The sequence below is a fragment of the Bradyrhizobium sp. USDA 4354 genome (assembly GCF_054060315.1).
This window is the reverse complement of record NZ_JBSSDC010000001.1, coordinates 7766145-7786225: the sequence shown is the minus strand read 5'-3', so window position 1 is coordinate 7786225 and position 20081 is coordinate 7766145. Positions and strand designations below refer to the sequence as shown.

11 protein-coding genes are annotated in these 20081 nt (G+C 65.5%); 5 read left to right on the top strand and 6 right to left on the bottom strand.

Annotated elements, in window-relative coordinates:
* Positions 1-106: 106 nt before the first annotated feature.
* Entirely contained in the window at positions 107-6550 is a 6444-nt protein-coding gene (locus ACVIIV_RS36095; RefSeq protein WP_456748456.1) for an amino acid adenylation domain-containing protein, read from the bottom strand.
* Between the two features lie 137 nt (positions 6551-6687).
* Between ACVIIV_RS36095 and ACVIIV_RS36090 the strand changes: the two genes are divergently transcribed.
* From ACVIIV_RS36090 to ACVIIV_RS36080, 3 genes are all read left to right on the top strand, one after another.
* On the top strand, positions 6688-10149 hold the full coding sequence (locus ACVIIV_RS36090; RefSeq protein ID WP_456748455.1) for an ATP-binding protein: 3462 nt from the start codon (positions 6688-6690) through the stop codon (positions 10147-10149).
* Positions 10146-10940 carry a protein-L-isoaspartate O-methyltransferase family protein gene (locus tag ACVIIV_RS36085; RefSeq protein WP_456748454.1) on the top strand — a complete coding sequence of 265 codons (795 nt, stop codon included), beginning with the start codon at positions 10146-10148 and terminating at the stop codon, positions 10938-10940. Before ACVIIV_RS36090 ends, ACVIIV_RS36085 begins: the two co-directional genes overlap by 4 nt.
* 97 nt (positions 10941-11037) lie before the next feature.
* Positions 11038-11985: a DUF6492 family protein gene (locus ACVIIV_RS36080; RefSeq protein WP_456748453.1), complete on the top strand. Its 948-nt coding sequence runs from the start codon at positions 11038-11040 to the stop codon at positions 11983-11985.
* Between the two features lie 10 nt (positions 11986-11995).
* On the opposite strand, the gene ACVIIV_RS36075 is transcribed toward ACVIIV_RS36080, so the two are convergent.
* Positions 11996-13063, bottom strand: a complete 1068-nt coding sequence (locus ACVIIV_RS36075; protein WP_456748452.1) for an endo-1,4-beta-xylanase — start codon at positions 13061-13063, stop codon at positions 11996-11998.
* A 365-nt stretch (positions 13064-13428) separates the two neighbouring features.
* Between ACVIIV_RS36075 and ACVIIV_RS36070 the strand changes: the two genes are divergently transcribed.
* Together ACVIIV_RS36070 and ACVIIV_RS36065 are read left to right on the top strand one after the other, a co-directional pair.
* Entirely contained in the window at positions 13429-14865 is a 1437-nt protein-coding gene (locus ACVIIV_RS36070; protein WP_456748451.1) for a lipopolysaccharide biosynthesis protein, read from the top strand.
* Between the two features lie 277 nt (positions 14866-15142).
* Positions 15143-16699 (top strand): L,D-transpeptidase family protein, encoded by a 1557-nt coding sequence (locus ACVIIV_RS36065; RefSeq protein ID WP_456748450.1) that lies wholly within the window; start codon positions 15143-15145, stop codon positions 16697-16699.
* A 30-nt stretch (positions 16700-16729) separates the two neighbouring features.
* Here ACVIIV_RS36065 and ACVIIV_RS36060 read toward each other — a convergent pair whose 3' ends face one another.
* The 4 genes from ACVIIV_RS36060 to ACVIIV_RS36045 form a co-directional block, all read right to left on the bottom strand.
* Positions 16730-17542 (bottom strand): class I SAM-dependent methyltransferase, encoded by an 813-nt coding sequence (locus ACVIIV_RS36060; protein WP_456748449.1) that lies wholly within the window; start codon positions 17540-17542, stop codon positions 16730-16732.
* Positions 17543-17638: 96 nt separating this feature from the next.
* Positions 17639-18178 (bottom strand): VOC family protein, encoded by a 540-nt coding sequence (locus ACVIIV_RS36055; protein WP_456748448.1) that lies wholly within the window; start codon positions 18176-18178, stop codon positions 17639-17641.
* Between the two features lie 25 nt (positions 18179-18203).
* Positions 18204-19172: a Bug family tripartite tricarboxylate transporter substrate binding protein gene (locus tag ACVIIV_RS36050; RefSeq protein ID WP_456748447.1), complete on the bottom strand. Its 969-nt coding sequence runs from the start codon at positions 19170-19172 to the stop codon at positions 18204-18206.
* 12 nt (positions 19173-19184) lie between these two features.
* Positions 19185-20078, bottom strand: a complete 894-nt coding sequence (locus ACVIIV_RS36045) for an MBL fold metallo-hydrolase (protein ID WP_456748446.1) — start codon at positions 20076-20078, stop codon at positions 19185-19187.
* Positions 20079-20081 lie beyond the last annotated feature (3 nt).

Genomic DNA, 20081 nt, shown 5'->3' with positions numbered 1-20081 from the left:
AACGCGAGAATAATCTTGCGCGGTGACGCCAAATAATCAAGATGCAACTTGATCATTCACAGCTCCGGCACGTGAAATCCGTACGCGTCCGCGATGTAACACCGCTTTAGGCCGCGCTGCGCGCGAGTAACCTGCCGAGCGGTGCATTGGGTCGGGCGACGGCCGCCGTCAGCAGCGCGACCAGATCCTCCATCCACTCGCCGACCATTCGGCCCTCGAGCAACTCGCGCTTGTAATTGCATGAGCCGGTGATGCCGGTCGGGCGCTCCTTGAGCATCAGCGACAGCCAGGTCTGGTCGATCGGCAGCACCGGCTGGCCCTCGCGCGCGATGTTGCCGATCGATCCTGTCGCGAGGTCTGGGAGATCGAGCGGCTGGCGCAGCGGATTCTGCAGTGTGAAATAGACCTGGAGCAGCGAGGCCGGATCGATCCCCTCCTGCTCCAGATGATCGGCCAGGACGTTGAACGGCAGCTCCTGCCGCGCATGCGCGTCGAGCACGCTCTCGCGCACCCGCGCCAAGGCCTGCGCGAACGACAGGTCCGGCGTGATTGTCGTGCGGACGATCACTGTGTTCTCGAACGGGCCGATGATTCGGTCGGTGTCCGGCTCGGCACGATTGGCCATGGCGGTCGCGACCACGATGTCGGTGCGGCCGGTCCGGGCCAGCAGCATGGCCTTCAGCGCGGTGAGCAGGCACATGAACAGCGTGCAATTGTGCTGGCCGGCGAACCCCGTGAGCCGTCCGATCAGCTCACGCTCGAGGTTGACCGGATGGTGCCCGGTGGACGCGCCCGCACTTGATTCGCCGTCGAAGACGGGGCCCGCTCCGCGTAAATTCTCGGTCCAGTCGGCAGCCTGGCGGCGCGCGGCGTCGGTGCCGCACCACCAGCGCTGCCAGCGTGCGACATCCGAAAACGCCGGCGAAGCCTTCGGCAGCGGCGCCGATGGATATCCGGCCAGCGCCGCATAGCGGCTCGACAATTCCTCGAACAGCACGCCGATCGACCAGCCATCGACAATGGCGTGATGCAGCGTCAGCAGCAGCACGTGATCGTCGCCATGGAGCCGCAACAGCCGGGCACGCAACAGCGGCGCGCGTGTGATCTCGATCGGGCTATAGGTCTCCTGCTCGATCAGGAGATTGATCTTCCTGAGCTCGAGCGCCTTGCGCCGCTTGTTGTTATGGGGATGACCATCGCCGATCGCCTCAATGGTCATGACACGGCCAAGGGCCCGCGGCGCGACAATGCGGCTTTCGGGCTCATCGCCGTTCCAGGCGAACGCGGTGCGCAGCGATTCGTGCCGGCGCACGACGTCGTCGATCGCCTTTGCCAGGGCGGCCGAATCGAGCGGGCCCTGAAGGCGGAAGGCGAAGGGCAGGTTGAACAGCGGTAGCCCCGGCAGATTCCGCTCGATCCGCAGCATCTGGTCCTGCGCAATGGAAAGCGCAGGAAGCCCGCTTGCAGCTAATCGCGGCACGCTTGCGGCAGGCTTGCGCGGCTTCGCCGCTACGGCCTCGTCGACCCGCCGAGCGAGCGCTTCGATCGTCGGTGCCTCGAAGATGGTCTTGATCGGCAGCGACACGCCGAGCGCGCGCGCAACGCGCGCCATCACCTGGCCCGCCAGCAGCGAATGGCCGCCGAGATCAAAGAAATTGCCGGTGACACCGAGGCTCTCGACCTTCAGCAGGTCGATCCAGATGTCGGAGAGCACCTTTTCGGTGAAGCGCCGCGCCGGCACAGCCGCGTCCGGTCCGGACGTTTCCGGCTGCGCGGGCGCCGGTAGCGCCGAGCGGTCGACTTTGCCATGGGCGTTGAGCGGCACCTGATCCAGGAACAGGAAGGCGGACGGGATGGCGTGCGCAGGCAGTCTGACTTTCAGGAATTCGCGCAGTTCGCTGGCGCTGCTCCGGCTGCCGGGCTTGGCTACGACATGGGCGATCAGCCTGATATCGCCGCTCGCCTCGCGGCGCGGCTCGACGATGCCGGCGCGCACGCTTGGATGCTCGGCCAGCGCGTTCTCGATCTCCTTGAGCTCGATACGATAGCCGCGGACCTTGACCTGATGATCGGCGCGGCCGAGGCATTCGATCGTCCCGTCGGCGCGGCGCCGGGCAAGATCGCCCGTCCGGTAGAGCCGGCTGCCTGGCTGGCGCGAGAACGGATCGGGCAGAAAGCGCTGCCGGCTTTGCGCGGGGTCGTTGACGTAGCCGCGGCCGATTCCGGCGCCGCCGATGCAGAGCTCGCCGGTCACGCCGATCGGTTGCGGCTGGAGGTTTGCGTCGAGCACGTAGAGCTGGGTGTTCGGCAGCGGCGCGCCGACCGGAACGTTGGTCGCCGCGATCGCCGGCGCCTTGGTCAGGCGATGCAGGGAGGCGTCGTCGGAGCATTCCGATGCGCCATAGGCATTGATCAGCGGCACTCTTGGGCAACGGGCGAACCAGGCGCGGCAGAGGTCGACGGGCAACGGCTCTCCGGTCGAGATCAGCAGCCGCAATTTGGAGAAGGCACGCTGCACCTGCGCCTCGTCCATGCGATCGAGAATGACGCGCAGCAGCGAAGGCACGATCTCGATCACCGTGATGCCCTCGCGCTCGATCTCCCGCGCCAGCAGGATCGGGTCCTGCACGATCGCGTTGCCGCAGACATGCACGCGCGCGCCGACCATCGGCCCCGCGAGGAATTGCCAGACCGAGATGACGAAGCTCTGCGGTGCGGTCTGCGCGATCACGTCTTTGGCAGTGAGGTCGAGTTCGGAGATGAGCGAGGCGAGATGGTTCGACAGGCCGCGCTGCTCGATCATGACGCCCTTCGGCGCACCGGAGGAGCCGGACGTATAGACGAGATAAGCAAGGCTCGAGGCTGCACGCCGCGCGGCGCGGGCCGGCTTGGTCGCGCCTGGCGCGATCGTGTCGTCGAGTTCGGCCACCTGGATGCGCTCGACCAGCGGCTCGAGCAGGGCCTCGACCATGGCGGACTGGGCCCGCCCGGTCAGCAGCACGCGGGCGCAGCTTGATCCGAGGATGCTCGCAAGCCTTGCCGGCGGCTGGTCGGGATCGAGATTGAGGAACGCCGCGCCGACGCGCTGCACCGCGATCATCGCGGCGAGCAGGTTGGGCCCGCGCTCCGCCAGCAAGGCGACGACGCTCTCGGCGCCAACACCCTCGCGGGCCAGCCAGCGTGCGGCCGCCTGGCTGCGGCGTGCCAGCTCGCGATAGCTCAGGGACGTGCGGCCGTCCGACACCGCAACGGCGTCCGGTGTCCTCTTCGCCTGGCGATCGAAGCGTTCGCTCAAATTGCCGCGCGTCGTGAAATTGGCCGGCACGCCCCGGCCTTTCGCCAGGAGCCGTTGGCGTTCGGCCTCGGTCAGGAGCGGCAGGCGCGAGATCCGCTGCTCCGGATCAGCGATGACGGCCTTGAGCAGCGTCTTGAACTGGGCGGCCATGCCTTCGATCGTCGCCGCATCGAACAGGTCGGTGGCGTATTCGAGGAAGCCGGTGAAACGGCCGTCGGCCTCGACCAGTTCGAGCGTGATGTCGAAGCGCGCCACCTTCGGATCGACTTCCAGCCGCCGCGTCGACAGGCCCGGGAAGCGTGCCGCCTCGATCGAGGCGTTCTGGAGGATGAACATGATCCGGAACAGCGGATTGCCGTCGCTCCGCCGTGGGATCTGGAGCGCGCGCAACACCTCCTCGATCGGGAGGTCCTGGTTGCGGTAGGCGTCCAACGTGACCTGCCGCACCCGCCGCAACATCTCGCCGAAGCTCGGATCGCCGCCCAAATCGTTGCGCAGGATCAGGGTGTTGGCGAACAGCCCGATCAGGCGCTCGCTCTCGATCTGGTTGCGGTTGGCGATCAGCGAGTCGGTGGCGACATCCTCATGCGAGGTGTGGCGGAACAACAGGCACTGGAAGACCGCGAGCAGGGTCATGAACGGCGTGACGCCCTGGTTCTGGCTCAGCGCGCGCAGTTGGCCCGACAGCGTCTTGGAGAATTCGAGATAGTGGCGCGCGCCGTGACCGCTCCAGACCTCCGGCCTCGGCCTGTCGGTTCGTAGCGGCAGCGTGGTGACGCCGTCGAGCTGGGCCCTCCAATAGTCGAGCTGCTCCTTCGCCGCCGGTGTCTGCGCCCAGCTCTGCTGCCAGAGCGCAAAGTCGCGATACTGGAAGGCAGGCGCAGGCAGTGCGGCCGGGTGCTTCTTGCGCGCCGCGGCGTAATGGATCGCGAGCTCCTGCCAGAACAGCCGCTGCGACCAGCCGTCGGTGACGAGGTGATGGACGTTGATCACCAGTGCATGGCTGTTCTTGTCGAACGACAGCAGTGAGACCTTTAGCGGCGGCTCGCGGGCGAGATCGAACGGATGTTGCGCGAGCTTGAGCGCCTCGCGCCTGACAACCGCGGGCCGCTTCTCCGCAGGGCAGGGCTTGAGCTTGATGCGCTCGAACCGCGGCGGCGATGACAGCACAAGCTGTACCGGTTCGCCCTGGCGTTCGACGAAGACCGAGCGCAGCGCCTCATGGCGCGTGCAGATCGCAGTGAGGCTCGCAGAAAGCGCGGCAACGTCGACCGCGCCGTCGAGGAGCGCGACTTCGATGACATTGTAGTTGTAGCCGGTCGGATCGAGCCGCGAGAGCACGTACATCCGCTGCTGCTGGAACGACAGCGGTGCATCTGCATCCGCGGCCTGGCGCCAGGCCGGCAGCGCCGTCTCGCGCCGGCTTGCGGCGGTTTCAATCCGGGCCGCAAGCGCTGTGACCGCGGAGCAATCGAAGATGTCCTCGAACGAGAAGTCGACATGAAAGCGTTCGCGCAGGCGCGAGCGCATCTGAGTCACCGCGAGCGAGTCCGCACCGAGTGCGAAGACATCCTGGTCGACGCCGACCTGCGGCAGCTCCAGGAGGCCGGCCCAGATCTCCGCGAGCTGGGTCTCCAACGCGTTCCGCGGCAGGTGCATCTCGCCGGCATCCGTCGGCTCCGCGATCAACCCGGCTAGTGCGTTACGCTTGACCTTGCCGCTGGCACCTTTCGGCAGCGCCGCCACACTGCGGATCAGGCTGGGTACCTTGTAGGCTGCAAGTCGCCTTCGCGCGAACTGGCGCAACTGGTCGGAGCTCGCCTCGGAATTCGGCCGCAACACCACGACGGCGACGACGTTCTCGCCGAGCTTTTCGTGCGGGACGGCGAACACGCCGGCCTCCAGCACTGCGGGATGGCTGAGCAGAACCTCTTCCACCTCCAGCGGCGAGATCTTCTGCCCGCCGCGGTTGATGACGTCCTTGATGCGGCCGGCGATGAAGAGATAGCCGTCGGCATCGAGATAGCCGAGGTCGCCGGTCCGGAACCAGCCGTTGCGGAACGCGGCCTGCGTCGCCGCATCGTCATTATAGTAGCCACGGCTCATGTTTGGTCCGCGCAGCATGATCTCGCCGTGCGCGCCGCTTGCGAGCGGGCGGCCCGTCTCGTCCATGATCGCGATCTCCGGGCCGGCGGCGCGGCCGACCGATCCGACCTTGCGCAGCTCGAACGGATTGGCCGCGATCTGCGAGGCCGCCTCGGTCATCCCGTAGGTCTCGAGCACGGGAACGCCGAACGTCGCCTCCAGCCCTTCGAGAATCGCCGGCGCGAGCGATGCCGAGGCCGAGCGGATCACGCGCAGCGACGACGGTCGGGCGCGGTCCGGGTTCGCTTCTGCTGCGGTCAGCAGGGCGCGATGAATGGTCGGCACCGCCGTGTACCAGGTCGGTTGCAGCTCCCGCATCCAGCCAAAGAAGGAGGATGCGTCAAAACCGTCGGTGCAGATCACGCTGGAGCCCGCGGCCAGCGCCGTGAGAAGACCGGAGATCAAGCCATGGGCATGAAACAGCGGGAGGACGTTGAGCAGGCGATCGTGCGACGTGAGCGACAGCACATGGCCGGCATTGTAAGCGGACAGGCAGACATTGCGATGCGTCAGCGGCACCATCTTCGGCCGCGCCGCCGTGCCTGACGTCAACAGGATGAACGCATCGTGCTCGCCCCGGGCGGCGCCGTTGGCATTCGCCGGCCCGATCGTCGGAGCGATGAACGCGCAGCCACCGAGATCGTCGACCGGCCCCGCCACGAAATCGATCACCGTGATATCGAGCACCCTGGCGACGTCGCGGCTCGCCGAGTTCATGTCGGCCCGGCTCACGAGCGCCGTCAACTTCAGTTCGCTGAAATAGCGTTGCAGCTCGTCCGCGGTCAGATCGGGATTGACGGGGACGCAGGCGCAGGTTGAGGCGACCGCGATCAATGCCAGCGCACTGTCGGCGCCGCGCGGCAACGCAACCGCGATGCGGTCTGCGGCGCCGATGCCGAGCTCACGCAAGGTACGGACCAGTTGCCGGATCGATCCGTCCAGCGCGCCATAGCTGAGGACCGGCCGGCCAGGGGCGAGGAGTGCGGGCGCCGCCGGTGTCTTGCGGGCGTAAAATTCGAGAAGGCCGCCGATATGCGCGAATATCCTGGTTTCGGCCGTCGTACCGGCTGATCCCTCGTCCGCTCCGGATGCAATGTCCGACAACGCCATTCCCTTTTGATCCGATTGAGCTATTCTTCCAAGAAGTTAGGGAATGCGTCCAGTCCGAGGTGAAGTTTGGACCCCAAAATCTGTGGTTGAGGGGGCCCTAAAGCCCTTCGACGGAGTGATGGTCGGGCAGAATCACCATGCTGGAGAATGAGCCGGGCACGGGATCGGAAAGCGGGCTGAAGCGCTGGCTCGAAGGTATCGGCCTCGGGCACTACACCGATCTTTTCGCGCAGCACCGTCTCGATCTCGACGTCATCGCGGACCTGACCGAATCCGATCTGGTCGAGCTTGGATTGCCGCTCGGCGATCGCAAGCGGCTCCAGCGGGCGATGGCGGCGCTGTTTGAAGCAGAAACGGCGGAGGCGCCAACCGCGGCGGTGCGTCCGCAAACACGGGCGGAGGTCGGTGCCGAACGGCGCCAGCTTACCACCATGTTCTGCGACATGGTGGATTCCACCTCGCTTTCCGCGCAGTTCGATCCGGAAGACGTCCGCGACATGATCGCGGGATTTCGCGAGACCTGCGTCCGCGTGGTCAAATATTACGAGGGCTTTGCCGCCCGTTTCGTCGGCGACGGTATCCTGGTCTATTTCGGCTATCCGACCGCACATGAGGACGATGCTGAGCGAGCGGTGCGCGCCGGGCTCGAGATCGTGCGGGTGCTGTCGACTGCGCGCGCGGTCGAGCCGCGGGGCGCGCTCAGCCATTCACCCGCCGTCCGCATCGGGATCGCGACCGGCCTCGTCGTGGTCGGCGACCTCGTCGGGCAGGGCACCGAGGAACGCGACTCCGCGGTCGGGGAGACCGTCAATCTCGCGGCGCGCCTGCAAGCCCTGGCGCCGCCCAACGGCGTCGTGATCTCCGCTTCGACGCAGTCGCTGCTGAAGGGGAAGTTCGATTACCGCAATCTCGGCGTCCATGTCTTGAAGGGGATCCCCGAGAAGGCGCAGGCCTGGCACGTGGTGCGCGCATCGCGGGTGGAGACCCGCTTCGCCGCCGCGATGGGCACGCGGCTGACGCCGCTCGTCAACCGCGAGGAGGAGATCGCGCTGCTGATGGGACGCTGGCAGCAGGCCAAGGACGGCGACGGCCAGGTCGTGGTCAAGTTCGGCGAGCCCGGCATCGGCAAGTCGCGTATCATCCAGGAAATCTTCGAACGGATATCGGGCGACCGCCATGGACAAGTCTCGCTCCAGTGCTCGCCTTACTACACCTCCACGGCGTTCCATCCGTTCGTCGAACAGCTCAAATTCTCCCTCGGCCTCGATCGCGAGGATCCGTCAGCGCTGTCGCTGGCGAGCCTGGAGACCGCGATTGCCGCCGCTCATGGCGATATCGATCAGGTCACGCCGCTGTTTGCCACGCTGCTGTCGATACCGACCGGAGACCGCTATCCGCCGCTCGAACTGTCGCCGCAGCAGCAGAAGGATGCGACTGTCGCGGCGCTGGTGAACCATTTCCTCGGCCTTGCGCGTGAGATGCCGCTTGTGATCGCGTTCGAGGATTTGCACTGGATCGACCCGACGTCCCGCGAGGTGATCGACCTCCTGGTCGGCCGGATGCAGAACCGACCGATCCTGGTCATCATGACCGCGCGCTCGGAATTCCAGCCGAGCTGGAACGCGCATTCGCACATCACCACCCTGGTCCTGAACCGCCTGAGCCGGCAGCTCCGCACGACGCTGGTCGAGCGCGTTGCGGGACGCGAGCTGCCCAAGGAGGTCGTCGAGGAGATCATCGTCAAGACCGACGGCGTGCCGCTGTTTCTGGAAGAACTGACCAAGACGGTTCTCGAATCTAACCTCCTGACCGAGCGGCACGGGCGCTATGTGCTGTCCGGACCGTGGCGGCAGCTCGCCATCCCGGCAACCTTGACCGACTCGCTGATGGCGCGGCTCGACCGGATGGGGCCGTTCAAGCGGATCGCGCAGATCGGCGCCACGATCGGCCGCGAGTTTTCCTACGAAACGCTGCACGCCGTCGCCAATACGCCGGCCGAGCAGATCGAGGCGGCACTCAATCATCTGGAGGAGGCGGGGCTGATCATGCGCCGCGGCCATCCGCCGGACGCGCTCTACTCCTTCAAGCACGTGATGATCCAGAACGCCGCGCATGCGAGCCTGTTGCACAGCGAGCGGCGCAAGCTGCATTCCCGGATCGCCCAGGTGCTCGCCGAGATGTATCCGGAGAAGACCGAGCGCGAACCGGAGCTGCTCGCCCATCACCTGACCGAATCCGGCCAGAGCGAGGGTGCCGCCAGCTTTTGGCTCAAGGCCGGCAAGCAGGCGGCCAAGACTGGCGCCAATCTGGAGGCGATCGGCCATCTGCGCCGCGGCCTCAGCGTCGTGCAGGCCAACGCCCGCATGCAGGGCGCGGACGAGATGGAGCTCGAGCTGCGCATTGCGCTCGGCAATGCGCTGATCGCCGCCAAGGGCTATGCGGTGCAGGAGGTCGAGGAGAACTACATCCGCGCGCTCGAGCTCGGCCATCAGCTCGATGACGACGAAAAGGTCTTCGCTGCGACTCGCGGGCTCTGGGTGTGCCATTTCATTCGCGCCGATCTCACGCGCGCGCACGATCTCAGCGTCGAGCTGCTGAAGTTCGCCAAGCGCGAGCGGCTGAACGACCGGACGCAGCCGGCGCAGCAGACCGGCTATCTGATCGAGGCGCACCGCGCCATCGCGATGACCATGCTCTATCGCGGCCGCTTCGGCGCCTCCCAGCATCATTTGCATCGCTGCATCAACCTCTACAGCCCCGATTTGCACTCCGATCTGATGGAGCGCCACGGCATCGACCCCGGCGTGGTCTCACTGTCCTATCTCGGCTACCTCCTGTGGTTCCTCGGCCGGCCCGACGCGGCGCGCCAGCACAGCGAGCAGGCGATCGCGAATGCGGAGAAGATCCGCCATCCGTTCACGCTCGCCTTTGCGCTCGTGTTCGGCGCTTATCTTTGCCAGCATCTGCGCGACGTCGAAGGCACGCGCGACCACGCCAACCGCGCCATGATCATTTCCACCGAGCACAATTTCCTGCACTGGAAGCAGCAGGCGGCGATCCTGCGCGGCTGGGCTCTGGCTCAGCTTGGGGAAGCCGACGAAGGTCTCAGCCAGATGCGCTTCGGCCTCGACGAGTACGAGGCGATGGATTCCTGGCTCGCCGGCTGCTGGTTCCGCTGCCTGCTCGCGGAAACCTACGCCAAGGTCGGGATGCGCGATGCCGCCTTGCGCGCGCTGGACGGCGCGCTCGCGACCGCAAGGCGGACCGGCGATCACTCCTATCTCGCCGAGGTCTACCGCCTGCAAGGCGAGATCACGCTGTCGGATGGCGATCCGGCCTCGGTGCAGGAGGCCGAGGACCTGTTTGGCCTATCGCTGGAGATCGCGCGCAAGCAGGGTGCGTTGTCCTGGGAGCTTCGCACCGCGGTCAGCCTCGCGCGCCTGTCGTATCAAGCCGGCAAGCGCGAGCACGCAAGTCTCCTGCTCGTGCCGATCGTGAACAAGTTCAGCGAGGGTTTTTACACACCGGACCTGAAGCAGGCGATGCAGCTCGTCAACGAGCTCGGTATGGATGCACCCGTTCGCGAACAGGTGACATGAGCGATCTTGTCGCCGCGCGTGCGCGCTATGTGGAGCTGATTGCCAGGCGCGAGCGGATTTCCTCGAAGCGCCTGCGCGACGCGCTTGCCGCCGTTCCGCGCGAGGATTTTCTGCCGAGGGGCCCTTGGCGCATCAAGAGCGAGACGGCGCGCAACTATCGGCTGACGCCCAACGCAGATCCCGTTCATCTCTACGACAATGTGCTGGTCGCGATCGACGCCCGCCGCAGGCTCGACACCGGACTGCCGAGCCTGTGGGCGCATTTCATCGACATGCTCGACATCGGGGAGAAGGATCGCGTCGTGCAGATCGGCTGCGGACTGGGTTATTTCTCCGCTATGCTTTCGAAGATTGTCGGCCCAAGGGGCAGCGTGCATGCGATCGAATGCGACGAGCGGCTCGCGGCCCGTGCGGCAGACTGCTTGCGCGGTTATCGCAACGTCACGGTCGTCAACGGCGACGGATGCAAGGACGTCGGCGAACCCGCCGACGTGATCATCGTGCATGCCGGCTTCTCGCAGCCGCACCCGCTCTGGCTGCAATCGCTCCGTCCGCGCGGCCGCCTCCTGGTGCCGCTGACCCAGCGGGACCGCGAAGGCGCCGCCCTCAGGATCACGCGGAGGGCCAAGGGCTTTGAGGCTGAGGCGATCCAGCAAATCCGGATATTCCCCGGCCAGGGCCGCGGTGTGACCGCCCTCGATGACCGCGTCGCCGACTGGTGGCAGCGCGCCTCAGCTCTGGCACCGCTGCGCTTTCGCGCGCTGGAGCAGGGATTGCCGTCGAATGGTTAATACTTCGTTTCATTTTACCTTGATTGGGATAGCAAGTTTCCAACGTCCGCCATTGCCGCTATGACTACGGCCTAATGGCCATTTGAGCGCGCCCCCCATGCATTCCGTTGCCCTGCTGACTGCCAGCTATGCCAAGGACATCGAACGCTTTTCGCTGCTCAGCGAGAGCATCGACACCTGGCTGACGGGATACACGCGGCATTATGTTCTCGTTAACGATGAGGACGTGCCGCTGTTCGCGCGGTTCGCCTCCGACAAGAGGGTCATCGTCCCGGCCTCGCGCTATTTGCCGAAATGGCTGTTTGCGCTGCCGCCCAGCCTCCAGTTCGGTAACCGGCGCGTCTGGCTGTCGCTGCTGTCGTCACCGGTGCACGGCTGGCACATCCAGCAGATCCTGAAGATCGCCGGCGTCCTCAATGCGCCGGAGCAGCGCGTCTGCATCCTGGATTCGGATAATCTGTTCTTCCGCGAATTCGATGTCGGCCGGTATGCCGGCGCCGAGAAGGCGCCGCTGTTCGTCACGCGCGAGGCGATCGGCGCCGATCACCCCTTGCATGGCCTCTGGCTCCGCACCGTCGATCAGCTTCTGGATATCAAGGAGCGCTCGTTCCCGGCGGACGATTATGTCGGCAACGCGCTGGTCTGGGACAAGGACACCGCGCGCGCGATGACCGACGCGATCAAGTCGGCGACGGGCCTGAGCTGGGCTCTGGCGCTGTGCCGGAAGAAGAAATTCTCCGAGTATCTGCTTTACGGAAACTTCGTCGCGAACTCGCCGGAACATCTGGTGAGACATCGCATCACCGAAGACAGCATCGCGGTCTCGCACTGGGATGATACGCCGCTCGACCGCCCGGCTATCGACGCGATGATGCGCACGGCCTCGCCCGAGCAGGTCGCGCTTTGCATCCAGTCCTATTCGTCGACCTCGATCGACGACATCCGCGACGTGTTCCGTCTCTCCTCGCGCGATCGTCGCAGCCCGAGCCTGGTTCCCGATCACATCGGAGATGCGCCCGAGCTCGCAGTGCCGAAGACACGCTAGCGACAGCTGCTCAAGCGTCCTTCGTGAACTTGCTGATGACGTCCATGAACGGCTTCGGCTTGAACTCGCCGTCGAGCGGCAGGGGGCGGTTCGGCTGCTTGTCCTTGCGGGCGAAGGTGCCGTTGATCCAGCTGTACCGGTCCGAGATGCCCCAGGTCAGGATCGAGCGCACCGGGCCGCTGGCTGACATGGCCGTCAGCAGATCGTCGACGCGCTTGGCGACGACGGCGTCACGCTCCGCCGGAGTGCCCGTCAGCTTCTGGTCGTCGACGTCGAGCTCGGTGACGAGCACCTCGAGTCCCCAGGAACGCAGCTCGGTGACGAATTCGGCAAGCCCGTGCGTATCGATCTCCAGCTCGGCGTGCAGATGCGATTGCAGCCCCACGGCATGGAGCGGAACACCCTGGTCGAGCAGATCCATGATGAGGTTGCGATAGGCCGCCCGCTTGGCGATGAATGAATCTTTCGCCGATTCGATGTCATATTCGTTGATCGCGAGCTTGACGTAGGGATCGGCAGCAGCCGCCGTTCGGAACGCCAGCGGAATCCAGCCGTTACCGAAATGCTGCGTCCAGAACGTGTCGCGCCGGTCTTTCGGGCTGCGGGGGTTATCCGGGATCGGCTCGTTGACGACGTCCCACGACGTGAGCTTGTCCTTGTAGTAGGAGACGACGGTGCCGATGTGGTCGAGATAGGCGCGCTCGACGCCGCGGGTCGCCTTGATCTGCTTGGTCCAGTCCGGAATGTCATGATACCAGGCGAGTGCGTGGCCGCGCATCGTCAGGTCGTTGTCTCGCGCGAAATCCAGGATCGCGTCGGCGCGCTCGAAAGCGAACGTATGGGCGTCCGGCCGCAGCATCGGCCATTTCAGCTCGAGCACCGGCACCACCTGCGTGCAATAGGTGCTGATGGCCTCGCCGAGCCGCGGATCGGCTTGCAGGTCCCAGAGCGTCGCCGCAGCGCCAAAGCCGGGGCGGCGCTGGGCGCGTTTCGACGCCGGCACTGCGGACGCAGATCCGCCCGCCGCGAGGGCTGCGGCGCTGCCGAGGAGAAATTGGCGTCTGTCGAGCCTGGTCACGTTGGGACGTTCCTTCTGCAACCAACGCGCCTTCGTACCAAGCGGCGCCTTGCATCGCCCGGGTTTCATGTCGTTGGGTTAACTGTTGCCGGAGGGACCTCGTCAGCGCCTGTGACGTCCAGGCAGCGGAAAACGCGCAGAACGCGCGGAAACATGGTTTCTTTTGGGTTGTCGGTCCTCCCGTTCAGCACAGGGCAAATTTAACGCTAACGCGCGAAAGCCGCTTCAAAACCTCATTCGCCGCCCGATCTGCAGACTTATGTGACACTCTTGAGAGATGCTGCGGCGCAGTTCGTTCGCCCGCCAGGATCCAATTGGATCAACCGTCGCCACACTCGCAAGACCGCTGCCGGTCCCGTGCTCGCATGCTGAACCGCCATTTCTCGATCTATCTGGTCGCCTACATCCTGCCTGCGGCGGTGGGCTTCTTCGCTGTCACGGCCTATACGCGGCTCCTGAGCCCGGCTGAGTACGGCGTCTATGTCGTTGGCATCAGCCTTGCCGGCATTCTGGGCGCGATCTTCTTCGCCTGGATCAAGCTGTCGGTGTCCCGCTATCAGGCGATGTCGGCGGAGGTCGATTTTCGCGGCACGGCGATGGTCGCCTTCGCCCTTACGGTCGCGGTGCTCTGTGCCACCACCCCGCTGGTCTTCCTGTTCCGTAGCGACATCAGTGTCGAGCTGCTGCTCGCCAGCATCTTCGTCGCGATCATGGCGAACGCGGTCGATGTCGGCCAGGAGTTCGAGCGCGCCAAATTGCGTCCCTACCGGTTCGCGGCGATCTCGATCGTGCGCAGTGTCTCCAGCGTCGGCTTCGGTCTGCTCGGCATCTGGCTCGGCTGGGGTGGATTGGGGCTGCTCGCCGCCTTCGGCCTGGGGTCGCTCACCGGCATCGTCCTGAACCTCGTCGGCGATCGCACGAAGATCGCGCGGTTTCAGCGCAGCCAGTTCTTGCAGCTGGCGCGCTACGGCCTGCCGCTGACGCTGGCAGGATTGTCTGTTGCGGTCTATTCGGCCTGCGACCGGCTCATTGTCGCCTATCTGCTTGGCAAGGACGCTGCCGGCATCTTTGGCGTTGCCGCCGATCTGCCGCGCCAGTTCATGGTGATGATCGCATCCAGCGTTGCCGCGGCGACTGTGCCGCTGGTGTTCCGGTCACTATCCGAGCACAACAACGAGACGACGCGGGAGCGGCTGAGCGAAAGCCTCGAGCTGCTGCTGGTGGTCGTTGCACCCGTTGCGGTCTGGCTCGCGCTTGCGGCGGACCAGGTCGCCGGTACGCTCGTCGGCATCGACTTCCGCGCCGGCGTCTCGGCGCTGCTGCCGACGCTGGTGCTCGCCCGCTTCTTCGGTATCGCCAATCAGTTCTACGTGCAGATCAGCTTCCAGCTCGCCGAGCGGCCCTTCATGCTGGCGGCGCAATCCTTTCTCACGCTGGTGATCAGCGTGATCCTGATGTTCGCGCTGATCGCGGCTCACGGTCTTTACGGCGCGGCGCTGGCGACGCTGGCAACCGAGGCGATTGGCTTCCTCGTTGCCGTCGTCCTGATGCATCGGGCCCACCCGGTCCCGTTCGAGTTCAATCGTCTCGGCGGCGTTGCCGCCTCCGCAGCGGCGATGGCGGCCGCGATTCTGGTTGCGCGATCGCAAGCGGGCGGCACCGGCCTCGTGTCGCTTGTCATCGTCAGCCTTGCCGGCGGCCTTGCTTATGGGGCTGCGGCCTGGTTGCTGAATGTTGCGAACGTGCGAACCTTGTCGCTGCGTTTCCTGCGAACGTTGAACCGCAAGGCTCTCGGCGTTTAGCGAGGATCGGGGAGGGCGTGCCGCCCGGCGTCGGCTCGTACATCTGCACCAAGAGGTACCCGGACATTCTGCCGCAGCGATCGAGGCCAGCTCCGGGCCAGCCTCGCCCGAAGGCCGCCTTCCGCGGGCGCGAACCGTCGTATATGAAAGATTTGTCGCCGGAACGTGCCGAATCTCGCCACAGACGGAACGTAAGGCGGCTGCGACTTCTTAATGCAATGATTCCAATCTGACACGTGAGCGGCACAGGCGGACTGGCATTTCGACCGAGGATGGCATGAAAAACCTGATGACAACGGCGCAATCCACCGTGGCGATGCGGCGTTGGGGGCCTCCCGGAATTGTGGCGCTGGCGGCGATGGTCGCATTGACGGCGGCGGCCCCGGCGACCGCTGCCAAGCAGCCGCGCCAGGTCGCCGAGGCGGTGGCGCCGCGCGTGGCCGGCGATCCGATCATGGCGATCGTGTCGATCAAGAGCCAGCAGGTCACTTTCTACGATGCCGACGGCTGGATCCTGCGCGCGCCGGTGTCGACCGGCACCACGGGACGCGAGACGCCGGCCGGCGTGTTCGCCATCGTCGAGAAGGACAAGGACCACCGCTCGACCATGTATGACGATGCCTGGATGCCGAACATGCAGCGCATCACCTGGAACGGTATCGCGCTGCATGGCGGACCGCTGCCCGGCTATGCCGCCTCGCACGGCTGCGTGCGCATGCCGTTCGGCTTTGCCGAGAACCTGTTCGACAAGACGAATATCGGGATGCGGGTGATCATCTCGCCATACGACACGGTCCCGACTGACTTCTCTCACCCCTCGCTGTTCGTGCCGAAGCCGGAGGCCATCGCGGCCGTGCCCGCTCGGGCCGACAAGCTCTCCGCCGAGGCCGAGGAGGCCACAAGGGCAGCCGACGAGGCCAAGAAGGCCGCGTCCGCCGCCGCGAAAGAAGCTGCCTCGCTCCCCGCCGCGCTGCGCAAGCTGGAGCAGCAGAAGGCCCGCGCAGATGCCGAGCTCGCCTTCGCCGACAAGACGCTCGCGAACGCCAGGAACGATCAGGCCCGCGCCAAGGCGGAGGAGTTGAAGCAGAAGGCGGCGGCCAAGGCCGCCGACGCGGCAACGCAGCTCGACGCCGCCAGGGCCGCCGCGCAGCCGAAGCGCGATGCCGTGGCTGCCACGAAGGAAGCCGCGAAGGCGGCCGCGGCCAGGAAAGCCGACGCCGTCAAGGCGGCGACCGACGCAAAGCTCGCGGGCGAGCCGGTCTCGGTTTACATCAGCCGTGCGACGCAGAAGCTTTACGTGCGGCGGAACACACACAAGCCGGCGCCCGACGGCGGCGGCGAGGTGTTCGACACCAGCATCGAGGTTCCGGTCACGATCCGTAATCCCGACCTGCCGCTCGGCACGCATATCTTCACGGCGATGGCGAAGACCGCTACGGGTCTGCGCTGGAGCGTTGTCTCGATCGAAAACGGCGACGATGCCCGCAATGCGCTCGACCGGGTCACGATCCCGCAGGACGTGTGGGATCGCATCGGGCCGACCGCGTTGCCGCGCTCCTCGATCATCATCTCGGATGAGCCGCTGAGCAGCGAGACCAATTACCGGACCGAGTTCGTCGCGGTGCTGAGCAACGAGCCGCAGGGCGGTTTCATCACGCGCAAGCCGACCGCGCCCGCCATGATCGCCAGCGACGACGGCTGGGACAACGGCGGCAACGGCTTCGGCTTCTTCTTCCAGCAGCGTGATCCGTACGTCCAGCCGGCCAATCCGCGCCGGCGCAGCCAATACCAGTATTATCAGCCGGCGCAGCCGATGCAGCGGGGCTTCTGGTAAGGACGTGCTGCGTCGGTCGACGCCCGCAAGCTACGGGCGCGCCTCGATCACGATCGCCTGGATCTTGCCTTCGACTGGGCCGGATCCATGGCGCCTCCGGATCGCCTCGGCAACGATATCGGTTGCAGCCTGAAGCTTGCTGGCATCCCGTGCCTCGATCTCGCTGCGCAGCGGCGTGCCCTGGCAGAGCGCAATGGCGACACATTCGGCTGAAGGCGCACGGCTGATTTCGGATCGGGTTTCGATCGCTATGTGGCGGAAGCCCGCTCGTTCGAGATCGCCCCTGATGACGGCCTTGTCATGATAGCCGTGCGGCGTCCGGATCATGAAGCGCGGCGGATCGTCGGGAAACAGTTTTTCGAGCGCGACGGTCGCTTCATGCGTCAGCACATTGTCCTCGATGCGATCCCAGACGTTGAAGACGAACGTGCCGTCGCCCTTCAGGACTCGCTTCACCTCCCCGTAGGCCTTGATCCGGTCCGGAAAGAACATCGCGCCGAACTGGCAGCAGACCACGTCGAACTCGGCGTCACCGAAGGGCAGGGCCATTGCGTCCGCCTGGCGCCAGGTGATGCGATCATCACCCGCCTGGCGCTGCGCGGCAACCGCGAGCATCGGTTCGTTCAGATCGGTCGCAACGTAGCGGATGCCGCGCGGCAGCGCCGCCGCGACGGCGCGTGTCACCGCGCCCGTGCCTGCCGCGATCTCCAGCAGCACGGAGGGAGAGCACGCAGCGACGCGCCGGGCCATGTCCTCCGCATAGACGGCGAAGATCATCGGCACCAGATATTCGTCGTAGAGTTTTGGGATCGAGCCGGCGAAAACCTTGTCAGTGTCGGACATGCTTAAGTCTCGCTGAAGGTTCGGACGCGGCCTTACGTTAACATGGTTTTCTCCCTGCCGCGCCGGCAACGACGTAAATCTTGCCGGTGATCGTCCCTATGATCGGCCGCCGCCGACCTCGCGGATCGGCCGCGTGCCGTCCCAGCTCACCGCGGCCTGCCGGACCTTCTCGAAGAACGGTCCCTTGGTGCCGCTGATGTCGGAGATCTCGATCACCGTTCCCGGATGCGCCTGCGTGTCGAAATAGGCAAAGCGCCCCTTGTCGCCGCCGATCTGGCCCTCATGGCCGATCCTGTAACCGAGGCCGAGCGCCTTGTCGTAGAGCGCCTGATAGTCGTGGCTCCAGTAAGACATGTGCTGAAGGCCTTCGTGCCCGGTATCGAGAAACTCCTTGTAGAGCGAGGGCGCGTCGTTGCGCTGCTGGATCAGCTCGATCTGGAGATCGCCGGAATTGGCGAGCGCAATGCTCATCTCGACCGCGGAATCCTGGCCGCGATGGCGGAACCAGTCGGTCTTGACCCGGTCCATGTAGTACCAGGGACCCACGCCCATGACCTCGATCCAGTGCCTCATCGCGGCGTGGATGTCCCGCACCACATATCCGTTCTGGCGCACCGCGCCGAAGATGCGACTCATGCCCGCGCTCCTGTTGTCAACCTGCTCACTTGACCTCGATGCCGGCGTCCTTGGCAACCTGCTTCCAGGCCGCGATGTCGCGGGCGTTGATGTCGCGCTGCTCCTCGCCGGAGACGAATTGCGCCGTGATGCCGAGCTTCAACAGCTTCTCCTTGACCTCGGCATCGCCGAGTGCGTCTTGCAGCGCCGCCGATAGTTTCCTCGCGATCGGTGGCGCGAGGCCCGCGGGCGCATACATCGCCCAGGACAGGCTGCGGTCGAATGCCACGCCCTGTTCCTTGTAACTGGCGATATCAGGCAGGCTCGGCGAACGCTCGCCGCAGGCGGCCAGCGCCTTGATCGAGCCGTCCTTCACCAGCGGCGTTGCGGTGGCGACGTCGAGCGTTGCCAGCGAGATGTGGCCGCCGAGCAGGTCGCCGGCGAGCTTCGCGATGCCGTTGAACGGCACATGGTCCATCTTGATGCCGGTCTGCTGCATCAGGATTTCGGCGCAGAATTGCCCGGTCGAGCCGACGCCCCAGCTGCCGTACTGGATCGGCTCGCCCTTCCTGGCCAGCGCGATCAGGCCCTTGATGTCATTGGCAGCAAAGTCCTTGGTTGCCACCAGCATGATCGAGGAGGTCCCGATGCGCCCGATTGTCGTAAAATCCTTGATCGAATTGTAGGGCAGCTTCGGATAGATCGCCGGCGCCAGCACATGCGTGGTCATGCCGCCGACGGTGATGGTGTAGCCGTCATTGGCAGACGTCGCCACCATCTGCGTGCCGAGCGTGCCGGCCGCGCCCGTGTGGTTCTCGATATAGATGCTCTGTCCGAGCGTTTTGCTCATCCTCTCCGCAAGCAGCCGGCCGACCACGTCGCCGCCGCCGCCGGCCGCATAGGGTAGGAGCATCTTGATCTTGCGCGTGGGGTAGGCAGCCGGGTCCTCGGCGCGTGCCGGTAGCGCGGCCGACAGCAATGTGAGCAATGAAAGCGTGACGGTCCTGAACTTCATGATGGTTTCCCCCTAATCCTCGAAACGAAATCGATAGGCCTCGCCGTGCCTGATCACGCGCCCCGCGGTCGGCGCCGGAAAATGACCGGTCAGCAGATAGCTCGACGTGTCTGCGAGCTCTTCCAGCAGCGCCATTCGCGTCGCGACCGCCGCGGCCGGATCGACGTCGGCGGCATTGGTCAGCCACGGCGCCGCGCACTGGATCGGATGATGGATGACGTCGCCCGACATCACCGCGTGATCGTGGCCGCCATTGAGGTGGATCTGCATGTTGCCGGCGGTGTGGCCCGGCGCCGGCGCGAAGCGTAAGGCGGCGTCGCGATCGTCGGACAAGCGGTGATCGGTCTCGACGAACTCGGCAAGACCCGCGGCGACCACCGGCAGCACAGAATCCACGAACGAGCCGTGGTTCACCGGGCTCTTTGGTCCGGCATTGTGCGCGGCCTCGAAATGCCGGTACTCCTCGCGTCCCATCAGATAGCGCGCGTTGGGGAAGGCCGGCACCCAGCGACCATCGAGGAGACGTGTGTTCCAGCCAACGTGATCGACATGCAGATGTGTGCACATCACGAAATCGACCTGTTCGGGCGCGACACCCAGCGCTTGCATGTTTTCGAGATACGGCTGATTGAGATCGTTCCAGGCCGGCACCCGCGGCCGCTTCTTATGGTTGCCGCAGCAGGTGTCGACAATGGCGGTCCAGCGCGGCGTGCGCACGAGATAGGAGTGGTGGCTGAGGATGAAGCGGCCGGTCTCCGGCTCGATATAGCGGTGATCGAGCCAGCTGCGGTTCTCCGCGATGTCAGCGTCCGTGACGTTGGCGAACAGCCAGGTCTTGTCGAAGGCGAGCGCGGGGATCTCGCTGACGAGATCGACCCGCATGCTGCCGATCTTGATCTGCCGCATGCT

Excerpts from the sequence above, each read along its gene's own strand:
- ACVIIV_RS36095 (WP_456748456.1), bottom strand. The coding sequence starts at position 6,550 with ATGGCGTTGTCGGACATTGCATCCGGAGCGGACGAGGGATCAGCCGGT.
- ACVIIV_RS36090 (WP_456748455.1), top strand. The coding sequence starts at position 6,688 with ATGCTGGAGAATGAGCCGGGCACGGGATCGGAAAGCGGGCTGAAGCGC.
- ACVIIV_RS36085 (WP_456748454.1), top strand. The coding sequence starts at position 10,146 with ATGAGCGATCTTGTCGCCGCGCGTGCGCGCTATGTGGAGCTGATTGCC.
- ACVIIV_RS36080 (WP_456748453.1), top strand. The coding sequence starts at position 11,038 with ATGCATTCCGTTGCCCTGCTGACTGCCAGCTATGCCAAGGACATCGAA.
- ACVIIV_RS36070 (WP_456748451.1), top strand. The coding sequence starts at position 13,429 with ATGCTGAACCGCCATTTCTCGATCTATCTGGTCGCCTACATCCTGCCT.
- ACVIIV_RS36065 (WP_456748450.1), top strand. The coding sequence starts at position 15,143 with ATGAAAAACCTGATGACAACGGCGCAATCCACCGTGGCGATGCGGCGT.
- ACVIIV_RS36060 (WP_456748449.1), bottom strand. The coding sequence starts at position 17,542 with ATGTCCGACACTGACAAGGTTTTCGCCGGCTCGATCCCAAAACTCTAC.
- ACVIIV_RS36055 (WP_456748448.1), bottom strand. The coding sequence starts at position 18,178 with ATGAGTCGCATCTTCGGCGCGGTGCGCCAGAACGGATATGTGGTGCGG.
- ACVIIV_RS36050 (WP_456748447.1), bottom strand. The coding sequence starts at position 19,172 with ATGAAGTTCAGGACCGTCACGCTTTCATTGCTCACATTGCTGTCGGCC.
- ACVIIV_RS36045 (WP_456748446.1), bottom strand. The coding sequence starts at position 20,078 with ATGCGGCAGATCAAGATCGGCAGCATGCGGGTCGATCTCGTCAGCGAG.